The sequence below is a fragment of the Rossellomorea sp. NPDC077527 genome (genome assembly GCF_044542955.1).
In the GTDB taxonomy this organism is placed as follows: Bacteria; Bacillota; Bacilli; order Bacillales; family Bacillaceae_B; genus Rossellomorea; species Rossellomorea aquimaris_E.
In genome coordinates this window covers 786,063-811,679 of the sequence record NZ_JBITVL010000001.1, presented here as the reverse complement: position 1 = coordinate 811,679, position 25,617 = coordinate 786,063, and the positions used below count along the sequence as shown (strand labels likewise).

Genomic DNA, 25,617 nt, shown 5'->3' with positions numbered 1-25,617 from the left:
TTTGCCCACTTTCATTTGATATCTATCTGTAGAATACTATAATAAAAGAAAAAACAAGAGGTGAAGAAACGTGAGAATCGGACTAATCGGATTAGGTGATATCGCAAAGAAAGCCTATCTCCCTGTTCTTTCTAAAAAAGAAGAGATCGAGCTGGTACTCTGCACTAGAAATGAAGAAACACTGCACACACTTGCCGACCAATATCGGATCCAAGAACGGGTGAAGAATGTGGAGGAACTGATTGCCGCGAATATTGACGCAGCCTTCATAAGTACGGCTACTGAGGCCCATTTTGAAATAGCGGAAAAACTCCTTGAAAATGGTATTCATGTGTACATAGACAAGCCCATTTCTTTAAACTTCGGGGAAAGCGAGCGAATCGCCCAGCTAGCGAAGGACACTGGGAAGATCGCCATGGTCGGGTTCAATCGACGCTTCATACCTAAGGTGAAGGAACTGAAAAATCATGGGAAACCGAGTTTCCTCTTGATGCAAAAAAATCGGTTTGCGCAACCGGACGAACCGAGAAGATTCGTCATCGAGGATTTCATCCATGTCGTCGACACCCTTCGTTTCCTGATGGATTCAGAGGTGAAGGATGTCAAAGTCCAGCATCTTAAAAAAGGAGACCTCCTCCACCACCTCATCATCCAGCTCATCGGTGACGACTGTACGGCTGTCGGCATCATGAACCGGGACGGCGGTGTGACGGAAGAAATCATTGAATACTCCGCAGATCATCATAAGTTCGTCGTCAACAGCCTTGTGGAAACGACCCATTACCATAACAAAGAAAAGAGCATCTCCTCCTTTGGAGACTGGGAGCCTACTCTGATGAAACGCGGATTCTATGATCTTGTCGACCATTTCATTGACTGTGTAGAAACAGAACAAGAGCCCGCCCCTTCCATAGAGGACTCATTGAAGACCCATGAGATTTGTGAACGGATCGTAAGCATGATCAAGTAGTTGGGACGCAGGGACAGGTTCACTGTCCCTGCCGATTCAACCCTCCCGATGATCCCCCAACATCCATTTCAACCCAACTGAAGTACTAGTTCCTAAGAATGAGTATGACGATATATTTTTCAGACAATTGTTACTATTGAGTGATATACGTTTTCCCTTTCCTTTTGTATACTTTAATCGAAACGTTTCACTAAATTGAAAGGACGTGAAGAATATTGAAAAAAATAATGTCATTGCTTCTCCTCATCGCTCTGGTTGTCAGTTCCGCCCTTCCTGGAGCCGCTTCAGCTGAGCATCAAAACAAAGGAAAAGAGATCGCTTTATCCAAACAATTGAAAGCGATTTCAAAGAATACCTACCGATACTTCGAAGATTTCACTGATAAACAAACCGGTCTCACCTACGATGCAGTACGAATGGAGAATGGGGAAATCACTTCCCAGCAATTCACTTCGCCAACCAACATTTCAATGTATATGATGAGTACCATTTCAGCAGAGGAAGTGGGCCTCATTTCAAGAGAAAAAGCTGTAAAGAATATTAATAAAACGTTGACATCCTTAGAAGGCATGGAGAAATGGAATGGCCTGTTTTACAACTGGTACTATACGAAGGATGCGTCCCTCATGACGGATTGGGGACAATTCATTTCCACCGTTGACAACGGATGGCTATCCGCAGGATTGATCGTAGTCGGACAGGCATACCCTGAACTGTATGATCGGACTCATGCGCTGGTTGAAGGCATGGATTATTCCACCCTGTACACTCCTGAAGTAGGGCAAATGAGGGGCGGCTATGATGTTGCGGCAGGTAGTTATACCGCTCATCACTATGGTGCCTTTTATACAGAACCAAGGGTTGCAAGCTATATCGCCATCGGGAAAGAGGATGTACCGAGGGAGCACTGGTGGAGAATGTTCCGCACCATGCCTGAAAGCTGGGATTGGCAGGCACAAATTCCTGAAGGTCATACAGAAACCTATGATGGTGTAGATGTCTTCGAAGGACATTACAGCTACAAGGGTACGAAATATGTACCAAGCTGGGGAGGAAGCATGTTCGAAGCTTTGATGCCACAGCTTGTTCTGAAGGAAAAGGAACTTGGAAAAAATGCACTCGGGTTGAATAACAAGCGTCATGTCGACATCCAGATTCAATATGCCAAAGATCAAGGATATGCAGCATGGGGCATGTCACCGGCTGCGACACCGGATAATTACTCTGAATTCGCGGCTACTCCACTTGGGATGGACGGTTATAAGTCTGATGGCACGGTCACTCCACATGCTACATTCCTGTCACTGGAATACGCTCCGATGGAGGCCTTTAAAAACATCCAGGCGTTGAAACGTTTCGATATGTACGGTAAATACGGATTCCTTGATTCCGTTAACGTGGAAACGGGAGAAGTGACCAATGCTTACCTTGCGTTAGATCAAGGGATGACAATGGTCTCAATCGTCAACTACTTAAAGGATGGCGTCATCAGAGATTACTTCCATCAGGATTCTATCGGAAAATCACCAGAGGACCTGTTGATAAAAGAAACCTTTTCGATTAAATGAGTAATGAGATAAACTCACTCTAGAGAGTCCAAGCGAAACCGCTTGGGCTTTTTCGTTTATCAAATCAGAAACAGTTTGAAAGATTACTTCGCGGTCAAACGGGGAACATCTAAACTAAAAAGGAGTATAGAACATGCCAGAAGGTCCCGAAATCAGAAGAGCCGCTGATCAAGTTGAGCGCGCCTTACTAAATAAAACCGTACAGGAGATCTATTTTGCCTTCCCTCATTTGGAAGGGTACGAAGATCTCTTAAGGGGCTCAATCGTGACCCGTGTCGATACGAAGGGAAAAGCGATGCTCATCCGCTTTGATAATGGCTACACGATTTACTCCCACAATCAACTCTACGGAAAATGGTATATCCGGAATCTGTACAACTACCCAAACACCAATCGACAGCTCCGCCTCGCTTTGCATAACGAGAAGAAATCAGCCCTTCTCTATAGTGCATCGGATATTGAAGTCCTCCGTGATGAAGAAGTGTCCGGGCATCCTTTTCTTTCAAAGGTAGGTCCTGATCTTTTAAGCGAGAAGGTGACGTTGGATGAATTGATCGAGCGGATGAAGGACAAGCGATTTCGAAATCGAAAATGGTCCATTCTATTATTGGACCAAGGCTTTGTAGCCGGAATCGGGAATTATTTGAGATCCGAGATCATGTTCAAAGCCGGTATCCACCCTTCCCTTCGGCCGACCGATTGTACAGAGGACCAGCTTGAGAAAGCAGCTCGAAGCATCATCGATTTAGTCAGTCAATCATACGAGACGGGTGGAATCACGAATGATCTTGAACTTGCAAAAAAGCTGAAATCTGAAGGGGTGAAGCGTTCCCGTTACCGGCACTGGGTGTTTAACCGGGAAGGGTCGTCATGCTTCATTTGCGGTAATGAAATAGAGAAGACCGAGGCGGCTTCAAGGAGGCTGTATTTTTGTCCGGTTTGTCAGGCACTTCCTGACAAAAAAGGTGTCTGACCGCTTGAAGGATCAGACACCTTTCCATTATTCCGTACTGCGGTTAATCGCTTCCGTCATGGAAATCTCTTTTAATTTCCGATGATTGAGCCAAAGGGATACATAATAGGAGGCCATCATGATGACGAAACAAATCAGGACACTCATCCAGTCCAACTGTACCGGGATCGTCACATTCATTTCAGCCGTAATCGAATTCATAAAGGATGAAATCGAAAGAAGGGTCACAGGAATGCCGATGAGAAAACCAAGAATGATGAACCATCTATTATATCCGATCATCATCTTCATAATCGACTTCTCCCGATAACCGATCACTTTCATTAGGGAGATTTTAAATGAGTTTTCTTCGATCAATAATGAAACTAAGATATAAATGATGATCACGGCAATGACGGCTGCTATAAAGGCAATCGCCGCGACACCATAGTTCAATGGCTTGATCATTTCCTTGAACCCTGATATGGTATCCGATGATTTGGTGGTGGCCAAGACATTTTCTTTCGGCAATGTTAATTCCTTATTCGAATACACCTCTGTATAGCTTCCATCAGGATAGCCATTTAAGTGGTTAAATTCCTTAAGGGGCATATAAATCATGTTTCCCAGATACGACTCTGCGATGTGATCGACGGTGATGTCAAATGAGCGGCCCGACAATTCATTGGTCACTTCAATGCTGTCCCCTTCTTCAATTCCCATCTTATCGGATAAGGATTTGTTCATGATCACTGAAGTGAAATCAAGCTGATTCCCCTTTGAGTCCTTTAATTGAATCGCCGAATTTTTCGGTTTCAATCCTGTAATCGTGGCAATCTCCTCATCCTTATCCACATTGATGGTAAAAGGAGCCGTCGACCCAATCTGACCCGATTCAGGTGGACTCGTTTGCGGCGCATTGAATAGATAGCTATATTCATAGTTGTACACTTGTTGAAAGTTATCCGTCACCAAGTACTCCATGGAGTTTTTCGTGACAAAGCCAAACAATAATAGAACCGTGGCAAACACCACACCGGTGAGTAAAAACAGGATCCTCGGAAGGTTTCTGACCATTTCCCTGATCACGAATTTGCGCTTGAACGGCAGCTTCTTCAGTTTGAACAGTCGTTCCAGCCTGCCTACCCTCACCTTAAGTTCCCCTCCTTTTATTAAACTGACAGGAGGAATTTTCAATATACGCTTCACCAAATAATAGGTTAATGGGATAAAGAGAACGAGTGGCAGCAACAGGCTTATGAGTAAGTAAGACCAATGCGGGTTCACTTCTAAAACCGGTAAATTATAATACGTTGCAAATGTTGATAATAAAGGATGCAGCAATGCCCATCCGAGAAGGGTGCCGATTAAGCTTCCCGAAACGGCCAACAGTCCCGCATATGAAAGGTAGTGACGGATGATTTCGCCTTTTCTATACCCAAGTGCGTACAAGGTACCAATCTGTACATATTCCTTTTTCATTAACCGCCATAGCAAAATCAGGATGATGACCATACTGATCAGCAATATGCCGATGGGGAGGAATTCACCCATCTTTTTGACGCCGGCAATATCTCCTTTGATGAACGATATCCGATTGTTATCCTTTTTATCCGTCCATTTGATGATCTGATTGGATTGATTCAACAGACTCTTCAGTTCATCCCGTGATTCCCCTGAAAATCTGACGCTATAGTATACCAGATGCCCTTCCCAGTTTTCTAATACATCCTGGTTTACAACGGCAACCCCAAATGCATTAGGATTCTTAAGGAAGCCCGATTCTTCTTTTAATGGATAAATATAATCCGGTATGGCCATGAATCCAGATACATGAAACGTCTTGCCATTCAGCTGAACATTCTCTCCAATGGAAAGTTCATGAGCACCGGCAAACCCTTTATCCACCAAAATATCTTGATCGGAACTCAGCCTATCACCTTCTACGATGGAATAGAGATTTACATCCTCGGCGGCATCCAATACCCGTAGTGTCACATCGCTCTCATAAGGAACATCCGATACATACCGTTCCTCGATTTCTGTTCCGGTTTTCTCTTCCATCTTGTCTATATCACTCAATGGCTCCTGTGTAATAAACTGGGCATCCTCCACCTTATTCTCTTGATAAAAGAGGTGCAGGTTGTCGATGAGATTCGCTCCGGCTGCCGTAAACGAGTAAAATACGACGGAGCTGATCACGATGAGTAACCAGGCAGAAAAAAACTGAGCCTTCTTTTCCAACATGGTCCGAAAGAGTTTTTTTCGTAGGGGCATCACCATTCAACCCCTTCAGCGGAGGTTTGATGTTCATTGACCTCGTCAGATTCAATCTTTCCATCCTTCAGTGTGATCACACGGTTCGCCATGCTTCTAATCGCCTGATTATGGGTAATGATGAGGACAGTCGTATCAAATTCTTTGTTCACTTTTTCAATCAATTGTAGAATTTCTTTCGATGTGGCGGAGTCCAGTGCTCCAGTCGGCTCATCACATAGCAACAGCTTCGGGGCTTTCACGACAGCACGGGCAATCGAGACGCGCTGTTGCTGTCCACCGCTTAATTCTCGTGGAAAGCGATCCTCCATCCCAGATAATCCCACCGCCTCAATCACCTCTGAAATGGATAATGCATTTGGGCTGATATTCGCCGTCAATTCAATGTTTTCATAGACTGTGAGATTGGGAATCAGATTATACATTTGAAAAACAAATCCAATCTCTTCCCGGCGATAATCCACCAGCTTCCGGTCATTCAACTGAGTGATATCATTGCCATTGACAATGATACTTCCCGAATCCACGACATCAATCCCGCCGATCGCATTCAACAGTGTGGATTTCCCGGAGCCCGATGGTCCGAGGATGACGACAATTTCCCCCTTCTCCACTCGCACACCAATATCCGTCAGTGCTTGAAATGTCGTTTGCCCACTCTCATAGGTTTTCTGAACTCCTTCTATTCGCAAGATGCTCATGCTCATTCCTTCTTTCCCGGTTTCATTTTTCCTTCGAACAAAAATCGTATGTGCTTGGAAAGCTGTTCCTTGTAAGCTTCGTGCCCCATCTCTTCGTTGTACATATAAAACATCGTATCGGACATGGCTGCGCTATAGATGGCAAAGGCCGCTTCCTGTGGATCAACCCTGATGAGAAAACAATCATAATGACTTTCAATCATATACACGATCCATTTCATCAATTCTTCATCAATTCCGAATAATCCCTTCCTCAGGCGAATGCTCTCCTCCACTTCCGCTGTCATGACGTGAAACAATTCCCGCCAAAATGGTTTCGGGTAATGCTGGAAAAATTCCGCAAACCCATGCATAGCCCCGATGATACTACCTACAAGATCTCCACTCTCTTCTGTGGAAAACGGGTCTTCGAGTCCGCCTTTCATCTCCTCGGCTTCTTCCGTAAAGATCCGCAGCAGCAAGGCTCCCTTTGAGGGGAAATAATTATAAATGGTACCCGTCCCCACCCCTGCATCCTTCGCGATTTCAGCCATGGAAGCCGCTTCGAATCCCTTCTCAGAGAAAATGTTCTTCGCTGATTCCATAATGTTCAGCTGCGTTTGCCGTTTCTTATCTTCGCGTAGTCCTGCCATATATATTACTCCTCTGCTTCTAAAAATGTGAATACGTTCATTTATGAATACATTCACATTTTAACTGGAAAATTATTGATTGTCAAATGGGGTCTGTCCACAAAATCTGCTTGGACATAACTATATAACCCCCATCTATATAAGAACTCTCTGCACATATTGCCTTCTTGGAACTACTTGTTACAGCGCTGGTGATTTTCGTGCAAGATTTCGCTTTCCTCGGGCGGAGGGCAATCCTCCTCCGTTTTTCCCGTAGGAGTCTTCGTCTTGCACTCCAATCAACAGCTAGAACCTGCTATATAAATAAATGCTTTAGCCATAAAAAAATCCGAACGAATTAATTTTTTGAATTAATCGTTCGGATTTTTATTTAACTGAAACCCTTTTGTCCTAGCCTCTTATCCTAATCACATACCATATTCCTTTCGATACTCATCATGTTTCGGCTGGAATAGATTTTCTTCAGATGGCCTCACATCTGAGAAGTGATCCACATTATAATGACCTCTAAGGGCGGCATTATGATGGGCGATGATTTGTTCCGCTTTCAACACCGGTGAGTCTTTCGTAGAGTGACCGTCCGCCACTAAGGTAACGTCGAAGCCGCTGACAGTCGCATACCGTACAGCCGTATCGATGCAGTACTCGGTTTGACATCCAGCAATCACAACATGCTCAACCTCTTTTTCTTTTAAAAATTCAAGTAGCGGTGTACCGTAAAACGAATTGGTCGCAAGCTTATCAAAGATTGCCGCCTCCTCTGGAATCTGCAGGTCACTGTGCACCTGGAAACCGTCACCGGTACCACCTGCCACATCCTTATCCCGGATGAAGATGATATGGGCATCCGCTTCCTTTGCCTGATTGATCACACCGTTAATGGTGCCGACTAGTTTTTCTTTTTGGAAAACTGCTTGTTCCTTTTCATTGCCTTCCACTAATTCCTGCTGAACATCAATGACGAGTAATGCCTGTTTCACATCCAAAACCCCTTTACCATTTTAGTCCGCTATCTGGTCGCCGCTCCCATGTATGATTCATGTTGAACCGCCACTTTAAGTTCGCTATGTGTATAATTCGGGTTATCCATCGTACAATCCTTTATCAAAGCATGAAATATGAAAAAAAGCTCAGAGTCATATGACTCTGAGCTTTTCTACCCTGTCCGTTATGGAAGTAATACGATCTTCCCCAATTTTCCTGAATGCTTAAAATACGTTTGTGCCTCTCCCGCTTGCTCTAGAGGAAACGTTCGATCGATGACCGGTTTGATTTTGTCTTCAGCGATCGCATCAAGCATACGTTTGAACTCTTCTCTTGTGCCCAGGACCGAGCCATAAAACGTGATATGTTTTAAATAGAGCGTTCTGAAATCGAGTTCTGTTTTCTGACCTCCGGCGGATCCTGATATGCAGAACTTGCCGCCTTTTTTCAAGACGTGCAGGGAGATTGAAAACAGTGCATCTCCTACGACATCCAATACGGAATCAACCGGACCGCCATTCAATTCAATGATCTCTTCGGCAAGGTTTGTTGACCTATAGGACAACACATGAGTGGCACCCAATTCTTTCATTTTATCTTCTAAACCTAGATCCCCAACAATCGCAATGACTTTTGAACCGAATACCTTTGAGGCAATTTGGACATTCAATGATCCGACACCGCCGTTTGCACCGGTAACAACAATGGTTTCAGAAGGCTTTGCCTGTATCTGCTCCACCATATGCCATGCCGTCAATCCGCTGACCGAAAACACGGCACTTTCTTCATATGAGGGTAAAGGCATGTCATAACAGAGTTCAGATGGCCACACGACGTACTCTGCATAACCACCGTCATATTCTGAACCAATGAAAGACATATCGTCTGAAATATGTTCACTTCCCTCTTCACCGCTTGAAGTAAACGGAAAAAGGACAACCTTCTTACCAACCATATTTTCAGAAACATCTGTACCCACTTTTACGATTTCTCCTGTAATATCCGATCCCGGTATTCTGGGAAACTGGACTCCTTCGGGACGCCAACCGGATTTCTCTTCCGTCCCATAGGCACCTTCTCTCATCCAGATTTCCGTGTTGTTGATGGCACATGCCTTTACTTTGACTAGGACTTCACCCTTATTAGGGCTTGGGATGTGAATATCCACCACTTGGAGCTTGTCGACATCTCCATATCCCGTCACTTGAACTGCCTTCAAAGTTGCTCACCTTCTTTCATCATATTGCTTCAAGTTCCACAAAACGTTCGATAGGGACGATCGGATGGAGCCGGCAGGGCACAATACTCTTCCTGCTCCGGTGAATAGGCGTACGGATTTTTTAACACGGCAACTAACCGGTCCATCACGCTGAGATCGTCCTCTTCAACCGCAGCCTGTATTGCTTCTTCCACCCTGTGGTTACGGGGGATAACCGACGGATTGCTGCTCTGCATCCGTTTCTGTGAGGCATCATCCGACTCTTTCTGCCTGCCCCGTCTAGCATTCCAACGCTCTTTCCATTGGGAAAATTCAGCGATATTGAATAGACTGGAATCTGCTTTCCCCACAGTCAGGCTGCGGAAGGTGTTCGTAAAGTCTGCATGATTCTCTTTCATCAGGCGAAGTAGTTCTTCTGCAAGGTCCAGGTCACCTTCTTCACGATTAAATAATCCGAGCTTTCCTCTCATTCCTTCGAGCCAGTGCGCCTCATACAGTTTCGGAAATTCTAGGACTGCATCCTGTGCAAGCTTCAATGATTCTTCCTGTTCATCATGAAGGATCGGCAGCAGGCTTTCGGCGAAGCGTGCAAGGTCCCAGCCGGCGATCGGCGGCTGATTTCCGTAAGCATAACGACCTTGTGAATCAATGGAGCTAAAGACCGTTTTCGGATCATATGTATCCATGAACGCACACGGTCCGTAATCAATCGTTTCTCCGCTTATCGTCATATTGTCCGTGTTCATGACGCCGTGGATGAAGCCGACCAACTGCCATTTGGCCATGAGGGAAGCCTGGCGTTTGATGACTTCCTGCAGGAGGTACAGATATGGGTTCTCTGCATCCAGACCTTCAGGATAATGACGCTTCAGCGCATAATCCGCAAGGGCACGCAGATCGTCCACTTCACCGAATCTCGAAGCAAACTGGAACGTTCCCACACGGAGGTGACTGGCTGCGACCCTTGTCAGAATCGCCCCTTCTTGTTCCGTTTCCCTATAAATGGGTTCTCCCGTTGTGACCACTGCCAGACTCCTGGTCGTAGGGATCCCAAGTCCATGCATCGCTTCACTGATGATGTGCTCCCGGAGCATTGGACCAAGTCCTGCACGTCCATCCCCTCCCCGGGAATAAGGGGTTGGCCCCCCCCCTTTTAACTGGATATCGAACCGTTCACCACTTGGCGTCATCTGCTCTCCAATCAGGACAGCGCGCCCGTCCCCCAGCATGTTAAAATGACCAAATTGGTGCCCTGCATAGGATTGGGCAATGGGGGCTGAACCTGCTGGGAGGTCATTGCCAGATAAGACCCCGGCTCCCAGTTTCGCCACGTTTAGCCCTAGGGACTCCGCAACCTCCCCGTTCAAGACAAGCAGCTTTGGAGAACGCACAGGAGTCGGATCCTGCCGGGTGAAAAATGCCCCTGGAAGTCTGGTATAGCTATTTTCGAGGTTCCAACCTGTTTCATTTCCCATAGTGTCATCTCCTCCTTTTCAAAAATAAAACAAAAAATCATAGACAACCTTTGATTTTTTGTGAAGTTCTTCTATCTCCCTTTCATTATAACGCTCCAGTCCCTTAATGTCCTTTATGGCCCCTGCGGAAGACACCCCAATAAGACAAGTAGATCACAAGGATCAATCCAATTGAAATGAACAATCCAATCCGCTGATTTGGATGTACCATTGCCCCTGAAATCGCGAGAACAATCAGTCCTATTCCGATATAAGAAGTGAATGGGTAGCCATACATCTTAAACTTCCCATTCGAAGCATCATAGGAAGGATGAAGCTTGATATGGGACACAAGGATGATCACCCAGTTCAGGATCAACATCACACCAGCTGCCGTCGTAATATATTCATACACTTCATTGGGCAGAAGAAATGAAAACAGGATAGATATCCCGAGTCCCACCGCAGTGATCATCAGGGACTTCACCGCCACACCCCGGTCATTTTTTTCCGCGAATCCCTTCGGTGCATCCCCATCCACAGCAAGAGAAATCATGACATTCGTGATGGAGAAGAGAGCTCCCACCATTGTCGAGAAGGCTGCACTAATAATGATGATGTTAAAGATTGAATCAAGGAAAGGGATGTGATAAGCCGATAGCGCCGTGACAAATGGACTTTCCGTTTCATTGATCTCAGTCCAGGATACCATGCTCATGATGAAAAACAAGGAAAGTACATACACCGTCACGAGTGAGAACAATGTCCCCTTCCCTGCCTTCGGGACGTCTTTTTTCTCCCTCAATTCATTGGACGCAATTCCGAGAACCGCAATCCCCCCAAACGAGAAAAACACAAATATCAACGCAGCCCACGTCCCCTTGATCCCCTCGGGCATAAAAGCCAAGATGCCTGCACTCTTGGCTGAAGCAAGTTCAGATGGAGTGATGATATGAAAGAATAAAAGGGCTCCAAACACAATAAAAATCAGCAAAGTAGATAATTTAATCACAGCAAAGACCGATTCGATCCTCCCAAAGTTGCTTGCACCCAAGAGGTTGATAGCAAACCCAAGGGCAGCATAGATGACAGAAAAAATCCATAACGGAACATGCGCAAACCAAAATTGAGTGAACGTCGACAACGCCACGATTTCACTGGACATGATTAAAATTCCGGACAACCAGTACATCCATCCGGAGATAAACCCGAAAGAGTGCCCAAACGCTTTCTGGGCGTATATGCGGAATGTCCCTTTTTGGGGATCATTCGTGATCATTTCCGCCAGGGCACTGAACACAAAATAGGCCGTCACACCAGCGATGACATAATCAATCAGGATGGAAGGTCCGGCTGTCTTAATCGATAACCCCGTCCCGAGGAAGAACCCTGCACCAATGACGGACCCGATTCCGATCAGGGAAAGCTGCCACCAGCTTAGCTTTGTCCCCTCCCGTTTCTTACGTTTCTTGTGTTGATGATGAGCAACCGTCTGGGTCAATAAATGCTCGTCTTTCATTCCATCACCCTTTCGTATGGTTCACATACTAGTAAGGTTTTCCTCAGCTTGGATTACTATGCAAAACGCAGCATCCCAGTTAATTAACATTATTGTAAAAATTAAAATTATTTTGAAATTTTTGTAATACAAAGATATACTAAACCTAAAAGAGGTTGGGGGTGTCTCTACTGAAAAAAATTCATTTCATAGGTCTTCCCATGCAATTTGTGCTCACCTGTATCGGGCTATTCCTTTTCAGCGGAGCAGGTTCACTGCTCGACTACGATGATGAATTAGTGATCATGTTGGGTAGGTACCTTCAAACCCTGCAGGAAATGGGGCGTGAACTGCTGGATCCTGGCTCCATCATCATCAGGATAGGCGATCCGATGGACTTCAAAAGCTATCCGATTTATCCGATATTCTTTCAACTTTTCGGTTATTCGTTTTTACTCTTGTTACTCTCCTTCTTTCTGGCTGCCATTACCTCTTCTCTGGTAAGCTACTTGTTTATGTTTCTGCCAAAGAAAGTATATCGCATTTGCTTTCGAATCCTGGATTCCCTGGACTCACTGCCGGATGTCATGATCATCGTATTCATTCAGCTGTTCATTATCTGGTTTTTCAAGAAGACCGATATTCTGTTGTTTGATATTTATACACTTGGCGATGAAAAAATCTATATGCTTCCCATCGTTTGTCTTGCCATCATGCCAATTGCCTTTTTAACAAAACATTTCTTGTTTCAGCTTCGTGAAGAACAAGAGAAACCATATGTAGAGTATTCCTATTCTAAAGGATTTTCAAAGGCTTATACGATATGGGTTCATCTGTTCCGTAATGTATGGGTCCATTTCTATTATCATATCAAGCCGATATTCCTGCTGATGCTCTCAAACCTGTTGATCATCGAAATCCTTTTTAATATCAATGGGTTTATGAATGTCCTTCTCGATATGTCAATCAATACTCCCATCGCGTTCTTCATCGGGATGATGATGATTTACATACCGTTTTTCGTCGTTTTTACATTAGGGGCTGTCATCCTTAAGAAATGGCTGTCCGGAGAGGAGGTCGGCTCATGAAAATCTTGAAATCAATCAGATTTTGGCTGCCACTCGGTTTTCTGCTGGTGTTGCTCTCATCGAGCTTTATCTTTCCTTACCTTTTTCCGAATCTTCTTGAGCCCGGGCCTCCTTATTTAAAGGATAGTTCTGGAAGAGTAATAGCGGATCCTCCTTATTCCTTGGAGGAAATGATGCCTCTCGGAAGTGATAAACTTGGAAGGAATTTATTTTATATACTTCTTGCGGGTGCAAAATATACGCTGCTGTCAGCGATTGTCATTGCGCTTCTTCGCATGGTAGGCGGTTTTCTGTTCGGGATACTGTACGCGTTTCTTCCAAATTGGGTGAGACAGATGATCAAGGGTGTCGGGGATACATTCAATTTCATTCCCCTTGCCATCATTGCCTTCGTACTCCTCACTCCTCTTCAGCTCGCCTTTGAAGCGGGAGCGATGTATTCGTTTCAATTCCTGATTATTGAAGTCGTGGTCATAGCCCTCATTGTCATCCCATCATTGGGAATGTACTTGGGAGAAGAAATGAAGGAATATTTGAAGAATGATTTTATTTCTGTCTCTAGACAAATCGGCGCAACCAGGTTTCATATCATTAAACAGCATTTACGCCCTCAATTCAGCCGCCATGCCCTGGTCATGTTTTCTGAACAGGTATCCCAGACCCTTTACTTACTTATTCAACTTGGGGTGCTTCACATCTGCCTAGGCGGATTGAAAACAGAGGAATTCGGGATCATGGAGCATATTCCGGAATACTTCTCTTATACAAATGAATGGGCGGCGACGATGAGCATCAATATCCAAATGGTCTTTCTTCATACATGGCTGGTGCTGACACCCCTCGCCTTTTTTGCCATTTCAATCTTTTGCATCAATGAAATCACCAGATTTCTTAAAGAGGTCCTTTTGGAAGAGACGATTCCTGCCAGGGAGGGACGGACCTCTTCTAATAAGCCGGCATCTCCTTCAAGGCTTGAAGACCCTTTTTCGTTCACGGACGGTTCAAAGGAGGGGTTCCATTGAGAAATCGACTGATGTTCATTTTGTCTGTATGTCTCATGTTATTAACCGGTTGCCGTGTTGAAATGGCAACGGAACTGCCTGAAAAACCGGCAACTCCATCAGGGGTCAGGATTGACTTATCCGGTACCGTCCTTCTGCAAGGAGACGAACTCATCGTTGAAGGGAAATCCAACTTACCCGAGGATAGTATCATGTTTGCCGGTCTGAAAGATTACACTCAATTCGAACCTTATGCCAGGGTCATCAACTGGCAGGGGGAAGAAAGTGAAGAATACGTCACGGAAAGTACCGGAGTAGTGGACGAGAAGGGAAATTTCAAGATCAAGGTAGACCGGGTCAATCCGGATTCCCGCTACAAGTTGGAGGTCATCTTTAACCCCGCTATCCAAAAATCCAAGATTCAGGAAATCTACGGATTCTGGGGTGAAGACATCGCCCTCAACATCGGCTATTTCGACTTCGAATACAACGAAAACACCCTCTCAGGGATGATCAAAATCGCACCAATCGTAAGCATCACCGATCCAAACGGAGACGGCGCCAAATGGAATCTCACCAACACCCCAAACAAATCAAGGCCGTTAAAGTGAAGCTCTTATATGAGGGACGGACCTCTAAACTTCACTGAAATTCTCACTTGAAGCATGTTTTAGAGGTCCGTCCCTCCCAAAAAAAACCCTGACCCGATTAATCGGGTCAGGGGTTTACATTTGGGCACGTTTTCAGCCCTTTTATGAATTCAATGTCAGTGTTGCGACACATTCTACGTGCACGGTATGCGGGAATAAATCAACTGGTTGAACGGCATCGAGTGTGTAGCCGAATGGCTCTAGTTCCTTGATGTCCGTTGCGAACGTATCAGGATTACAAGAAACATACACGATGCGCTCTGGTTTTGCACGTCCGATCCGTCTCATCACTTTACCACCGGCACCAGAACGCGGCGGATCCAGCATCAACAGCTGCGGATGACCGAAGCTCTCGAGCATCTGATCGATTCCTTTACGTGCATCCTTCGCCAGGAACGTCGTGTTGGAAATTCCATTATCACTGGCGTTCCTCTTCGCCGATTCAATGGAGCTTTCGACAATTTCGATACCTGCTAATGTCCCTACTCTGCTTGCAAATGGAAGGGAGAACGTCCCCACTCCGCAGAAGAGATCGATCATCTTTTCCATTTCTTTCGGCTGTCCCATTTCAATCGCCAGGTCCACAAGCTTCTGTGCCTGAGTCGGATTCGTCTGGAAGAACGTATCGAACCAAAGGCGGAAACGATAACCGTCCATTTCATCATAAATGAAATCACGACCGGCCAACAGATGGATTTCCTCTGCCTGGGTACGGTCTGCCCACGCCGTATTTTCAAGCCATAATAAACTCTTCACATGCGGAAATTTCTCTCCGACACGTCTCATTAAATCGTCAACGGCTTCTGAGTGGGCATCAGGTGCCTCCGTAGCGAAAACGGCAAGCATCAATTCACCTGTCGCAAATGATTGGCGTACCATCAAATGGCGCAACAACCCTTCATGCTTATCCTTATCATACCCCTGCAAAGCATGATCCTTCGCCCAGTCGGCAACTTCCATGGTCGCTTCGACCATTTCTTCACTCGCGATCAGACACGTTTCAAGAGAAATGATTTTACGGAAATTCCCCTGTTCATGCAAACCAAGGGCGCCCTCTGGTGAGAAGGTAAACTCCATTTTATTGCGGTAACGCCACGGGTTGTCCATTCCCATCGTGTCTCGTACAAGAGCGGGATCATAACCCTGTTCTTTTAGCGCTTTTTTCACATGATCGGTTTTATGCTTCAGCTGACCTTCGTAATCCCAATGCTGCCAAACACATCCTCCGCAGCGTTCAAAATGCGGACAAGGCGGGGCGATACGTTCGGGATTCGTTTCCAGGATTTCATCTGCCATAGCCTTCCGTCTTCTGCGGTCAGGCTGGTCAACGGTCACTTTCACCTTTTCACCCAGAAGGGTCTGAGGGATCGTGAGTCTCAACTTCTTTGGATTTCCAAGTTCATTCTCACGCCAAATCACAGCCTGTCCAGACCCTTTTGAATCTAGTTCTTCTATAGTAGCAACCATCGTTTCTGGTTTGATATTCGACAATTTCTGCGTCCTCCTTCAAAATGCTCTCTAACTCTATACTTTATTAAAAATGAATAGGGAATGCAACAAGGACATGGGAAGCGGTAGTGAATTCGAATCTTATAAAATTTCATTAAATGACAACATCTGATCGGAAAATAGATTATGATAGAAAATAACAGAAGGAGCGTGAATGCAATGCTAGCCTTTATCCTCATCGTACTCATGATGTTCCTGATCCCTGGACCGGCCGTTTTCATTACTGTCTCGCAAACAATGAAAGGCGGAAAGAAAAGCGGACTGCTTACGGCCCTCGGGATTGCGGTTGGCGATTTCATTCATACAATCGCAGCGGTAGTAGGACTTTCTGCCATTCTAATGACCTCAGCACTTGCCTTTGAAATAGTGAAATATGTTGGGGCCGCGTATTTGATTTTTCTTGGTGTGAAGGCGTTCATTCAAAAAACAGAAAAAGAAGATAAGCCTGTAGTACAACAAGGGAAGGACCTCTCCTTTCGCCAGGCATTGGTCATCGAACTGCTCAATCCCAAGACAGCCTTATTTTTCCTAGCCTTTTTACCGCAGTTCGTACAAAATGATGGCCTTCCAGTCAACGTACAGCTTCTCATGTTGGGGCTAACCTTTGTCCTGATGAGCATCTTGTATACCTCTACCCTTGTATTCCTGTCCACGGCGTTAGGGGGGGCTTTCTTCCTTAAGAGCAAACCCAAAACGAATTGGCTGGGGAAAGGGATCGGTATCGTGTATATCAGTCTTGGACTGAGACTTGCCTTCCAAACACGTGTAGCATAGGGAAAGACCGCTGCCACCAAAAAAAGCCTTCATCCATTCAAAAATATGGATCAAGGCTTTTTTGCATTTAATGAAATCAGGACAATGAACCTGTCCCTCCGTCCCACATTAATAAGCTTTGTAACGGCCAAATTCACCTGTGACATAGGCTCTTTTTCCGTTGTAGATGACTTCCCAGTAGCCTGAGCTGCTGTTTTTCCCTTTCACGGACCCCGTGACTGGGATGTTCCTTCCTTTTCTGATGGTGCCGAGGTTTTTGGATGTCAATCGATCAGGGCGATCCTGAATGATGGCGGCATTTGCTACTCCTATGATGGTGATTTCCCCGATGGCAATCGGTCCACCCTTTGCAGGCGGCGATGCTGTTCCTCCAGATGATTGACTACTCCCTTCCACTTTCACAAATAGAGGAGAGGCCGTTACGTAATACACATATCCCCTGGAGTTCTTGACCTCATACATGTCGGCTCCCTCGACTTTCAATTTCCTCACAATCGTCGGAAACCCATATCCGAACTTCAATGTCCCTGCACGATACCTATCATCGAATGTCGGACGACTATAAAAATCAAGCCCCTCTGCACCTTTGTAGATGCTCTCGACCCGCTTGCCGGCAACAGGATCATTGCTTGTCCCACCTGTCTCAGGCGGCGTTCCCACCGGTCCTCCGTTTCCTGCAGGCACATACGGGACTCCGAAGAAATCACAAATCCCCAGTGCCTGCTCCCTTGCCGTCTCACGTTGAAAATCCTCATTGATCATGAGAAGCGCTTCCCTCTCATTATCCATAAAACCATTCTCCACAAGCACGGCCGGCCCATTGAACTCCCTTGTCATATGAAGGTTCTGTTCAATGATTCCACGGTATACTTGCTTTGTTCCCTGTTTCAAATACTTCGCAATATGTTCCGCGAGTCTCCTGTCCTTTGCATCATTGAAATATATATGAAGAGAATGCCCTTCAGCATCCTTTCCCGGACCATCAAACTTACCATCGAAGGCGTTATAATGGTTGGATACCAATGCATCTGCCCCCATGGAATTCGCTGCATCCGTCCGTGCCTTCAGCGGTGTATCTGCATCCGTCGGAGCCGTCAACAGCGTCCGAAATCCACAACTCTCTAATTCAAGCTTCAAAAAGTAGGTCACTCTCTCATTAAACTCATTCTCCTGGATCTGCCTCCCAATCGATGGGATATAAGGCGTCCTTTTTCCTGCTGTCCCCAGACCATGACCATCATCCAACGCGATTAAATAATCATTTGCTTTTACCATATTTTGTATCCTCCTTTTACTAGTAAAATATTCATAGAGTAGATAATTGGTCACGGCTGAGGGTTAATAGAGTTATATATTAAAAGAAAAAGCCTGCTACACCGTTATTGAAAACAGCAGGCAGGCACTTAGAAAGATTTTCTTACAAATAGATTTAAGAGTATGAGTAGAATGCATTCATATAACAGACAGTCGCCCGTTCTTTTCACTAGATGCTCCAGAAGTTTATCACACGCTAAAAAGTCGCCACGTCAGAAATCCCATAGCTCCTTAATCGCTCCGTATTTTCCTCCACATATACTCCAATATCATCCGGATAGTGAGAATCCGATGAAGTAGTGAACCGCACTCCAGCGTCGGCCAGCACCTTCAAGAAACGTGGGCTCGGGCACATTTCCTTGATCGGATAGCGATAAAATAAACCAGCGTTCACTTCCGTCGCTGTATTCGTTTCCACTAATGCACGTGCGATCTTCTGGTAATGGGGCAAAAGGTTTTCTTCATCAGGTCTGAAGTTGAAGACTTTTAGATTATCGAGGTGGGCAACAAAGTCGAACAATTCACTGCGGATGGCCTCTTCGACGATGTGAAAGAAACGCCCGTACAGTTCCTGTAGGTCATATTCATGAAATCGCTCCATTGCTTCAGGGTTATCAAATCCCCATCCATCCACAAAGTGAACCGAACCAATCACATAATCCCAGTTATGGTTGGATAATAGCTCTTTCAGCCGGTCACATGAACCCGGAAAATAGTCGGCCTCTACCCCAAGCTTGAGCTGAATGCCATGATCTGACCATTTGGACTTTTGGCTTTCGATGAAATCGACAAAGTCGTCCATTCTTTCTGTCATCACCTGCTCCAACCACCGATACTGTTTTCTTCCCAAGTCACTTTCGCTGATATCCATATAGTTTTCGAAGTAGGCCCTCGTTTCAGTGAATCGATATAAATGATCGACAATACCGACCTCTTTTAGGTTCCTTTCTTTCGCTTTCTGCAAGTACAGGTCCAGCCATTTGGATGAATAGGGCCCTGCTTCCAATCTTTCACTCAGAAGATGATAACTCTCAAGTATCCATTTGCGATGGTGGACCCCTTCGTTTACAGGATGGAAATGCTGTAAGGCGCGGCTAGTTCGTTCAAGCCATCGGAATGAGTATGGACCTTCTTCTAGATGTACGTGATAATCGACAGGCATTCAGGTTTCCTCCTTATGGCGAAATCCATTTTTTAAATGTATGTTTATTATTCTTTTGCCACTCCCTGGGCATCGGGGCATCGCATACCACATAATCAAGTTCGTTCATTGAACCTATCCGGCAAAAGGAGGTCTGATTCAATTTAGAGGAGTCGACAAGTAGATAGATCTCCCTTCCTTGTTTCATGACGGTTTCAGAAATCAGTGATTCCTCGAGATCATAATCGAAAATATCGGTCATGGTGACGCCTCCACAAGACAGAAACACTTTGTCAAACTGAAAATGACGCAGCATTTGGAGGGTCATTGCACCCGAAACCGATTTTTGCTCAGGATTACTCATTCCTCCAAGCATCACAAGCTTACCATCAAAGATCTTTGCTTCAAGGCTCTTATTGATGATTTCAGCTGCAGCCAGGGAATTGGTGACAATCGTCAGACGCTGAAGACCTGCCAAGGCATAAGCGAGTTGATAGGTGGTGGTCCCGACGTCAAGCATGATCGTGTCGCCGTCCTGAATATAGCGGGAGGCGAGTTTTCCGATTGTCCGTTTTTCTTCAAGCTGAACATTCATCTTTTGTCGGAATAACGGTTCTTGTACGATTGGCTCGTATTTCACCGCACCACCATGGATGCGGGTAAGACGATTTTCTTTTTCAAGAAACGCCAGATCCTTCCGAATGGTTTCAGGTGTCACGTTCATTTTTTCTGCTAATTGTGTGACGTATATTTTTTCATCTTCATGGAGGATTTCTTCAATTAATTTGTGACGATCGGATGCAAATGCACTCATGTTAGTGGTATCACATCCTCTTTTGAAATATATAAGTTGACTTCACCATCACGGTGTAATTCGGCTGCCCTCTGTTGAAGTAAATCGGCAGAAAAGGTCACAGAGTTCGACTCCAGTGTATAGCGAACGATGCTCCCTAGTACAGCTACGTCTTTCACCACGGCTTTTACGGCAAAGGATTGTCCTGAATCCATTCTCTGAAACGCTTCAGGCCGGATAGCATACAGCTTGCTGCCAAGAAGTTCCACCGGCCCCAGCAAGGCATCGAGTTCACTTGCCTCTAGGACATTGTAATGACCGATGAACCGTGCGGCAAATTCGGTCGTCGGATTCATATAAATATCATAAGGATGTCCACTTTGAACCATTTCACCTTTGTTGAGTAGCACGATTCGATCACTTACCACCATGGCTTCTTCCTGGTCATGTGTCACAAGGATCATCGTGATCCCGAGCCTTTGCTGAATGGATCGTAACAGCTTTTGAAGATTCTTTCGGATTTGTGCATCAAGGGCACTAAGCGGTTCATCCAACAGAAGGACTTTCGGCTCCACCACGACACTTCTTGCCAGAGCAACCCTTTGTTGCTGACCACCGGATAATTCATGTGGAAAGGCCTTTTCCTTTCCAGTCAGTCCTACCAGTTCAATGATACTCATAACCTTCTCATGTATTTCGTCCTTCTCCATTTTTTTCATTTTCAATCCGAAAGCGACATTGTCATACACATTCATATTGGGAAACAAGGCATACGATTGAAACACCATCCCCACTCCTCTATCCTTTGGGGAAACGTTGGTCACATCTCTACCATCGATGAGAATGGAGCCCTCTTCCGGAGAGACAAGACCTGCAATCATCCTGAGGAGGGTGCTTTTCCCGCAGCCGCTTGGACCAAGAAACGTCACAAGTTCTCCTTTCTCGATTTCCAAATTCATATGTTGAATGACCGTCTGGCCTTCGAAGGATTTTTGGATTTGGTTCAATGTGATAAAGCTCATGTTAGAACGACTCCTTTTTACGCTGGGCAAATTTCACAACCAAGCTTGATAGGATGCTGATGAAAATGAAATAACACACGACGATGGCACTGGAGAAGTGACCACTCTTTTTTAATTGTTGATACAAGTAAATTTGTACTGTTTCATAGCTTCCACCGATCAATAAATTCGCCAGGACGAATTCCCCGAACAGAATCGAGAATGAAAGGAGGGCTGACACCAGTATGCCCGTCATGATATTGGGTACGATGATTTTCCTGAAGGCCGATATCTTGGAAGCCCCCAGTAGTTCTGCCGATTCCATCAGGGATACGGCATGAATGTTTCTGAGACTATTACGGGTTCCCTGATACATATAGGGCATGATCCCGATGAAATACGCACCAATTGTCACCAGTACCATTGGGACTCCCGCTTTCGAATACGCTCTTAACAACCCGACTGCCATAATGACTCCCGGCATGGCATAGGTAAGGAGCACAATCGCCTGCAGTCCTTTTTCCAAACGAGGTACATAGACCACAATGGCAAATATCGCAGGAACCATGAAGAGGGCTGAAAGAACCGTGGCCCCTCCTGAAAGCACAAGGGAACGCAGGACGGCTGAAGTAAACGCACCATCACTGAATAACTCCGTATACCACTTGAACGTGATTCCTTCAGGCAGAACCGTTTGATTCCATTTAGTCGAAACCGAATATAAAAACGTCGCTAAAAGTGGAATGATGAGATAAGCAAACACAATGACCAAGGGAACGAACGATAACCGACTTTTCTTCATCCGACATCCCTCCTTACCTTTCTTGTGAGCCATTCATTGATCAGCATCGCGACAATCAGCGTAACGCCCAATAACACGGCAAGTGCGCTTCCAAGCTCCGGCTGGGCAAAGATATCACCTGATATCAAGGCTCCAATCCTGATGGTAGCCAGATTATACGTACTTCCTGTCAGGGCATAGGCAGAGGCATAGGCCCCCATTGAATTCGCAAACAGTATACTCGCCGTACCTGCCACACTCGGCAGAAGGATCGGAATCCCGATCCGCTTCCAGAACGTAAGCGGTGATGCTCCGAGAAGGTAGGCAGATTCCCTCCACTGCTCCTTGATGCCATGAAATGCCGGAAACATGAGCATGACAGCCAGAGGCAGTTGAAAATAAATATAAATCAGAATAAGGCCAGTCCAGGAATACAGATTAAAATGATTCAGCAAAGCGACATCCAGTTTTTCTGCTAAAATCGTGAACACGCCACTATTTCCCAATAAGACGATAAAAGCGAAGGACAACGGGATCCCTGCGAAATTAGATGTCAAATTCGCCAGCACCAGAATCCGGTCCTGTGTCTTTTTGTGAAAGAACGTAATGGCATATGCGGCAAAAAGCGCCAGGATAATCGCCACGACAGTAGACGAAATCGAAATGATGATACTATTCTCGAATGATTTATAATAATAGGGATTTGTAAAAATCTCCAAATAGTTCCCCAGGGACAACGATGCTTCCCCACCTTTTGTGAAGCTTGCATGAATCATTGAAAATAACGGAACAAGTAAGAATAATAGAATAAAGACCATTAAAGGAACCATCGTAAGAATAATACCGGATGTCCTCTTTTTCATGAGTATTCACTCCTTTTACACCATTGACCTTGAGATCAAGGTGGAGGGCATATCCCATCCACCCTGATTAGGACTGCATAACCTATTTGAGGCCTGGAATCGTTAACTCCTGCATGGCTGGTGACGGTTGAATGTTTAATAGTTTACAAACGAATGGTGCGATTTGAAGCTGCGGGATTTCCTGTTCATAGATTCCCGCTTCTAGTTTCGAACTGATGACGAATAAAGGGACTTCCCGGTCTTCCTTCGTCGTCCCTCCATGCTGACCATCCTTGTTCATTCCATGATCGGCAGAAATGATGATCTGATAACCTTCTTCGATCCAGTCCGGTAGAATTGAAGCAAGCATAACGTCCACAGCGATCACACGATTTCTGTAACCGGCAGAGTCTGCCGTATATTTGTGTCCATCATCATCTACATTCATGCTGTGAATATAGAGGAAATCAGGATCTTTCGTCGTTTTCATATAGTTGGCATCGGCAAAAAGATGCGTATCGGGATAGTGATCCTCCCAGTAGAACATCCCGTTCTGAATGGCGCCCTCCCCATCAAGCTTGATGCGGTCCGTCATGGGATTGAAAGGCGCAGAATGATAGAGTTCACTCACCCAGTGGTAGCTTGCCGTTGCATTCTTCAAACCATTTTTACTCGTCAAGTGAAAGATGCTCTCTTCCTTTGAGCCTCGTACAATCTGATTGGACGTGATTCCGTTTTGGTAGGGAGGAGTTCCCGTCAACAAGACTTCATACAGGGGCCGGGACATGCTCGGTACCTCTGAAATCACCTTGAATCGTGAAGCCTGTCCCTTTTCCACCAAGTGATGCAGATACCCCATGTTATCCACGGCTGTATCAAAGCGTAGTCCATCGATCATGATGAAAATCAGCTTGTCGTTAGTTGACATGCACTAACACTTCCTCTTGCCATTTTTGTGGAAGGGATTTTGTTGCATCTTCCCATGCTTTTGGATCCTCGACCGGCCTTGCGTTCTTATACATGCTATCCGGCAGAAGCTTTGCTTTCGCATCTTCCGGAAGTTTCACATCTTCACGGATCGGTCTTGCATAACCACGTGCAAGATTTGCCTGACCTTCATCTGATAGGATATATTCACGTGTCAGCATCGCAGCGTGTGGATCCTTGGCATTTTTATTGATGACATTCGCATAACCGGAAACAACCGATGAATCCGATGGAATGACAACTTCAAAGCGATCTTTATCAATTTGATCACGGTAGTTCAGTGCATTGAAATCCCATACGATGGCGACATCTGTCTCCCCTTTTTCAAGAGCTGTCAGGGAAGGGTCCGTCGTCTGCAGGCGATCCTGTTTAGCAAGCTTTTGGAAGAATTCGATTCCCGGTTCAATATTCTTCTCGTCCCCGCCGTTGGCAAAGGCTGCTGCGAGCACTGCGAATTGTGCCTGATTGGCCTTCATCACGTCACCTACATCCACCTTGTAATCACCATTCAGCAGGTCGCTCCATGAAGTAGGTGGATTTTTCACATTATTTTTGTCAGTAATGAAAGCAAGTGTCCCCGTATAACCAACCACCCAGTCTCCGTTGTCATCCTTCGCCCAATCAGGGATTTCATCCCAGTGCGATGGTTTATATGGAAGCGTCAGTTCCTTCTCTTCTGCAAGAGGTCCGAATGCCACACCGACATCCCCAACATCGGCATCTCCGTTTTCAAACTTCGCAAGTTCCTCGGCACTCGACATGTCTGTATCTGTATGCTTGATGTCATATTTCTCTGTGATATCCTTCCAAGTCTGTCCCCAGTTTGCCCATGAATCAGGCATTCCGACAGAGTTCACTTCCCCTTCTTCTTTTGCTTTCTTCTCTATTTGATTCAATGATAAGTTACTAGTATCGATCTTGCTTCCTTCTGCGTTATCGTTCCCAGAACAGCCCGCCATAAGGAAAGCGGAAGTCACTCCTACCGTTACTACCTTCAACAATGAGTTCTTCTTCATGGATGTCTCCTCCTAGTTTTGAATCATTTTTGTTTTCTTTTGTTTCACACACTCATCTTAGGAAACCAAAGTAAATATAAGATTAACCAAACGTTAAACTATTCTGAAATAATGTTAAGAAAGTGTTAAGAGGAGGATTGAAGCCGCCGGAAAGGGATTCTATGGGAATCTTCAGTGAAGAATGAAAGGATTTTAGTTATTTAGAACCAATTTTACGTATTGTAAAGGATATGTAAATGCGAAGGATTGATAAGGAAAAGTCCTTATCCTTACTATGTTTACTCTATAAAATCTGTTCACAGGTTTAGAGATACCTTCACATAACAGGAGCATTGGAGGAAGATTTCCACTACCTGAGAACTATCTATTTCTAGTAAATGTATGAAATATTTCAATAGAAAGCGAAACATTACAACTTTTTTTCACACTCTATTAATGAAATGTTGGTAAAGTTTAGAAGAATCT

Annotated in this window: 23 protein-coding genes; 7 read left to right on the top strand and 16 right to left on the bottom strand. The window is 45.2% G+C overall.

Annotation, left to right across the window (positions count from 1 at the left end):
- Positions 1 to 70: 70 nt before the first annotated feature.
- From ACIGG7_RS04170 to nei, 3 genes are all read left to right on the top strand, one after another.
- Complete coding sequence (locus ACIGG7_RS04170; protein ID WP_397548932.1) at positions 71 to 970, top strand: Gfo/Idh/MocA family protein; 900 nt, start codon at positions 71 to 73, stop codon at positions 968 to 970.
- A 215-nt stretch (positions 971 to 1,185) separates the two neighbouring features.
- Complete coding sequence (locus tag ACIGG7_RS04165) at positions 1,186 to 2,538, top strand: glucoamylase family protein (RefSeq protein ID WP_397548931.1); 1,353 nt, start codon at positions 1,186 to 1,188, stop codon at positions 2,536 to 2,538.
- A 133-nt stretch (positions 2,539 to 2,671) separates the two neighbouring features.
- Positions 2,672 to 3,511, top strand: a complete 840-nt coding sequence (gene nei, locus ACIGG7_RS04160; RefSeq protein WP_397548930.1) for an endonuclease VIII — start codon at positions 2,672 to 2,674, stop codon at positions 3,509 to 3,511.
- A gap of 27 nt (positions 3,512 to 3,538) precedes the next feature.
- On the opposite strand, the gene ACIGG7_RS04155 is transcribed toward nei, so the two are convergent.
- From ACIGG7_RS04155 to ACIGG7_RS04125, 7 genes are all read right to left on the bottom strand, one after another.
- Positions 3,539 to 5,767: an ABC transporter permease gene (locus ACIGG7_RS04155; RefSeq protein ID WP_397548929.1), complete on the bottom strand. Its 2,229-nt coding sequence runs from the start codon at positions 5,765 to 5,767 to the stop codon at positions 3,539 to 3,541.
- On the bottom strand, positions 5,767 to 6,468 hold the full coding sequence (locus ACIGG7_RS04150) for an ABC transporter ATP-binding protein (RefSeq protein WP_397548928.1): 702 nt from the start codon (positions 6,466 to 6,468) through the stop codon (positions 5,767 to 5,769). Before ACIGG7_RS04150 ends, ACIGG7_RS04155 begins: the two co-directional genes overlap by 1 nt.
- Before the next feature lie 2 nt (positions 6,469 to 6,470).
- Positions 6,471 to 7,100 (bottom strand): TetR/AcrR family transcriptional regulator, encoded by a 630-nt coding sequence (locus ACIGG7_RS04145; protein WP_397548927.1) that lies wholly within the window; start codon positions 7,098 to 7,100, stop codon positions 6,471 to 6,473.
- A gap of 407 nt (positions 7,101 to 7,507) precedes the next feature.
- Positions 7,508 to 8,080 carry a cysteine hydrolase family protein gene (locus ACIGG7_RS04140; protein ID WP_224942917.1) on the bottom strand — a complete coding sequence of 191 codons (573 nt, stop codon included), beginning with the start codon at positions 8,078 to 8,080 and terminating at the stop codon, positions 7,508 to 7,510.
- 188 nt (positions 8,081 to 8,268) lie between these two features.
- Complete coding sequence (locus tag ACIGG7_RS04135; RefSeq protein ID WP_397548926.1) at positions 8,269 to 9,303, bottom strand: zinc-binding dehydrogenase; 1,035 nt, start codon at positions 9,301 to 9,303, stop codon at positions 8,269 to 8,271.
- 29 nt (positions 9,304 to 9,332) lie between these two features.
- Positions 9,333 to 10,778, bottom strand: coding sequence for a protein adenylyltransferase SelO (locus tag ACIGG7_RS04130; RefSeq protein WP_397548925.1), 1,446 nt, complete (start codon positions 10,776 to 10,778; stop codon positions 9,333 to 9,335).
- A 103-nt stretch (positions 10,779 to 10,881) separates the two neighbouring features.
- Positions 10,882 to 12,276: an amino acid permease gene (locus ACIGG7_RS04125; protein WP_397548924.1), complete on the bottom strand. Its 1,395-nt coding sequence runs from the start codon at positions 12,274 to 12,276 to the stop codon at positions 10,882 to 10,884.
- Between the two features lie 161 nt (positions 12,277 to 12,437).
- On the opposite strand from ACIGG7_RS04125, the gene ACIGG7_RS04120 reads away from it, so the two are divergent.
- Genes ACIGG7_RS04120 through ACIGG7_RS04110 form a run of 3 tightly spaced genes read left to right on the top strand, consistent with a single transcriptional unit; the run spans position 12,438 to position 14,955 of the window.
- Positions 12,438 to 13,343, top strand: a complete 906-nt coding sequence (locus ACIGG7_RS04120) for an ABC transporter permease subunit (RefSeq protein WP_397548923.1) — start codon at positions 12,438 to 12,440, stop codon at positions 13,341 to 13,343.
- Entirely contained in the window at positions 13,340 to 14,365 is a 1,026-nt protein-coding gene (locus ACIGG7_RS04115; RefSeq protein ID WP_397548922.1) for an ABC transporter permease subunit, read from the top strand. Before ACIGG7_RS04120 ends, ACIGG7_RS04115 begins: the two co-directional genes overlap by 4 nt.
- Complete coding sequence (locus tag ACIGG7_RS04110; RefSeq protein ID WP_224942895.1) at positions 14,362 to 14,955, top strand: hypothetical protein; 594 nt, start codon at positions 14,362 to 14,364, stop codon at positions 14,953 to 14,955. The genes ACIGG7_RS04115 and ACIGG7_RS04110 overlap by 4 nt, the downstream gene beginning before the upstream one ends.
- Positions 14,956 to 15,096: 141 nt before the next feature.
- Here the strand turns inward: ACIGG7_RS04110 and rlmD are convergent, their stop codons facing one another.
- Complete coding sequence (gene rlmD, locus ACIGG7_RS04105) at positions 15,097 to 16,461, bottom strand: 23S rRNA (uracil(1939)-C(5))-methyltransferase RlmD (protein ID WP_397549095.1); 1,365 nt, start codon at positions 16,459 to 16,461, stop codon at positions 15,097 to 15,099.
- A gap of 201 nt (positions 16,462 to 16,662) precedes the next feature.
- Between rlmD and ACIGG7_RS04100 the strand changes: the two genes are divergently transcribed.
- Positions 16,663 to 17,277, top strand: coding sequence for a LysE family translocator (locus ACIGG7_RS04100; protein ID WP_397548921.1), 615 nt, complete (start codon positions 16,663 to 16,665; stop codon positions 17,275 to 17,277).
- A gap of 108 nt (positions 17,278 to 17,385) precedes the next feature.
- On the opposite strand, the gene ACIGG7_RS04095 is transcribed toward ACIGG7_RS04100, so the two are convergent.
- The 8 genes from ACIGG7_RS04095 to ACIGG7_RS04060 all read right to left on the bottom strand — a co-directional run bounded on the left by ACIGG7_RS04095 (position 17,386) and on the right by ACIGG7_RS04060 (position 25,152).
- On the bottom strand, positions 17,386 to 18,552 hold the full coding sequence (locus ACIGG7_RS04095; protein WP_397548920.1) for an N-acetylmuramoyl-L-alanine amidase family protein: 1,167 nt from the start codon (positions 18,550 to 18,552) through the stop codon (positions 17,386 to 17,388).
- A 235-nt stretch (positions 18,553 to 18,787) separates the two neighbouring features.
- Positions 18,788 to 19,753, bottom strand: a complete 966-nt coding sequence (locus ACIGG7_RS04090; RefSeq protein ID WP_397548919.1) for a histidinol phosphate phosphatase domain-containing protein — start codon at positions 19,751 to 19,753, stop codon at positions 18,788 to 18,790.
- Positions 19,754 to 19,766: 13 nt separating this feature from the next.
- On the bottom strand, positions 19,767 to 20,546 hold the full coding sequence (locus ACIGG7_RS04085) for a DeoR/GlpR family DNA-binding transcription regulator (protein ID WP_397548918.1): 780 nt from the start codon (positions 20,544 to 20,546) through the stop codon (positions 19,767 to 19,769).
- Entirely contained in the window at positions 20,543 to 21,547 is a 1,005-nt protein-coding gene (locus ACIGG7_RS04080; protein WP_397548917.1) for an ABC transporter ATP-binding protein, read from the bottom strand. The genes ACIGG7_RS04085 and ACIGG7_RS04080 overlap by 4 nt, the downstream gene beginning before the upstream one ends.
- A 1-nt stretch (position 21,548) precedes the next feature.
- Positions 21,549 to 22,328, bottom strand: coding sequence for an ABC transporter permease (locus ACIGG7_RS04075; protein ID WP_397548916.1), 780 nt, complete (start codon positions 22,326 to 22,328; stop codon positions 21,549 to 21,551).
- Positions 22,325 to 23,170, bottom strand: a complete 846-nt coding sequence (locus tag ACIGG7_RS04070) for an ABC transporter permease (protein ID WP_397548915.1) — start codon at positions 23,168 to 23,170, stop codon at positions 22,325 to 22,327. The genes ACIGG7_RS04075 and ACIGG7_RS04070 overlap by 4 nt, the downstream gene beginning before the upstream one ends.
- 82 nt (positions 23,171 to 23,252) lie before the next feature.
- A complete protein-coding gene (locus ACIGG7_RS04065) occupies positions 23,253 to 24,077 on the bottom strand; it encodes an alkaline phosphatase family protein (protein WP_397548914.1) in 825 nt (274 codons plus the stop codon).
- Positions 24,067 to 25,152 carry an ABC transporter substrate-binding protein gene (locus ACIGG7_RS04060; protein WP_397548913.1) on the bottom strand — a complete coding sequence of 362 codons (1,086 nt, stop codon included), beginning with the start codon at positions 25,150 to 25,152 and terminating at the stop codon, positions 24,067 to 24,069. The genes ACIGG7_RS04065 and ACIGG7_RS04060 overlap by 11 nt, the downstream gene beginning before the upstream one ends.
- Positions 25,153 to 25,617 lie beyond the last annotated feature (465 nt).

Excerpts from the sequence above, each read along its gene's own strand:
- ACIGG7_RS04080 (WP_397548917.1), bottom strand. The coding sequence starts at position 21,547 with ATGAGCTTTATCACATTGAACCAAATCCAAAAATCCTTCGAAGGCCAG.
- ACIGG7_RS04100 (WP_397548921.1), top strand. The coding sequence starts at position 16,663 with ATGCTAGCCTTTATCCTCATCGTACTCATGATGTTCCTGATCCCTGGA.
- ACIGG7_RS04155 (WP_397548929.1), bottom strand. The coding sequence starts at position 5,767 with ATGCCCCTACGAAAAAAACTCTTTCGGACCATGTTGGAAAAGAAGGCT.
- ACIGG7_RS04085 (WP_397548918.1), bottom strand. The coding sequence starts at position 20,546 with ATGAGTGCATTTGCATCCGATCGTCACAAATTAATTGAAGAAATCCTC.
- ACIGG7_RS04150 (WP_397548928.1), bottom strand. The coding sequence starts at position 6,468 with ATGAGCATCTTGCGAATAGAAGGAGTTCAGAAAACCTATGAGAGTGGG.
- ACIGG7_RS04115 (WP_397548922.1), top strand. The coding sequence starts at position 13,340 with ATGAAAATCTTGAAATCAATCAGATTTTGGCTGCCACTCGGTTTTCTG.
- ACIGG7_RS04090 (WP_397548919.1), bottom strand. The coding sequence starts at position 19,753 with ATGCCTGTCGATTATCACGTACATCTAGAAGAAGGTCCATACTCATTC.
- ACIGG7_RS04130 (WP_397548925.1), bottom strand. The coding sequence starts at position 10,778 with ATGGGAAATGAAACAGGTTGGAACCTCGAAAATAGCTATACCAGACTT.
- ACIGG7_RS04075 (WP_397548916.1), bottom strand. The coding sequence starts at position 22,328 with ATGAAGAAAAGTCGGTTATCGTTCGTTCCCTTGGTCATTGTGTTTGCT.
- ACIGG7_RS04060 (WP_397548913.1), bottom strand. The coding sequence starts at position 25,152 with ATGAAGAAGAACTCATTGTTGAAGGTAGTAACGGTAGGAGTGACTTCC.
- ACIGG7_RS04065 (WP_397548914.1), bottom strand. The coding sequence starts at position 24,077 with ATGTCAACTAACGACAAGCTGATTTTCATCATGATCGATGGACTACGC.
- rlmD (WP_397549095.1), bottom strand. The coding sequence starts at position 16,461 with ATGGTTGCTACTATAGAAGAACTAGATTCAAAAGGGTCTGGACAGGCT.
- ACIGG7_RS04095 (WP_397548920.1), bottom strand. The coding sequence starts at position 18,552 with ATGGTAAAAGCAAATGATTATTTAATCGCGTTGGATGATGGTCATGGT.
- ACIGG7_RS04125 (WP_397548924.1), bottom strand. The coding sequence starts at position 12,276 with ATGAAAGACGAGCATTTATTGACCCAGACGGTTGCTCATCATCAACAC.
- ACIGG7_RS04145 (WP_397548927.1), bottom strand. The coding sequence starts at position 7,100 with ATGGCAGGACTACGCGAAGATAAGAAACGGCAAACGCAGCTGAACATT.
- nei (WP_397548930.1), top strand. The coding sequence starts at position 2,672 with ATGCCAGAAGGTCCCGAAATCAGAAGAGCCGCTGATCAAGTTGAGCGC.
- ACIGG7_RS04070 (WP_397548915.1), bottom strand. The coding sequence starts at position 23,170 with ATGAAAAAGAGGACATCCGGTATTATTCTTACGATGGTTCCTTTAATG.